The organism is Pseudomonas sp. QLc11A (assembly GCF_052112305.1).
In the GTDB taxonomy this organism is placed as follows: Bacteria; Pseudomonadota; Gammaproteobacteria; order Pseudomonadales; family Pseudomonadaceae; genus Aquipseudomonas; species Aquipseudomonas laurylsulfatiphila.
The window spans coordinates 1-260 of sequence record NZ_JAVAJJ010000088.1; the positions used below are offsets into that span (position 1 = coordinate 1).

General features: G+C 63.8%; 1 protein-coding gene. It reads left to right on the forward strand.

All coding sequences use genetic code 11. From position 1 onward, the window contains the following. A partial coding sequence (locus tag Q8X48_RS30025; protein ID WP_407802830.1) for an immunoglobulin-like domain-containing protein occupies positions 1-260 on the forward strand: 260 nt, incomplete at both ends.

The window sequence follows — 260 nt, forward strand, 5'->3', positions numbered from 1 at the left end:
AACCGGTCACTGCGCAGAACGGTCCGGTCACCGTGACCCTCGACAGCGGCAAGGTCATCACCATCGCTGAAGGCCAGAGCTCCGGCAGCCTGCCGGTCAGCGTGGGCAACGACGTCTACACCGGTCCGACCACCGTCACTGAATCCATCAAGGACGCAGTGGGCGGTAACCTGGAACTGGTGTCGCCAAACACAACGCCAGTGACCACCACGGTCAACGACGTCAACGACACCACCACCGTGACCCTGACCGCGACGCCG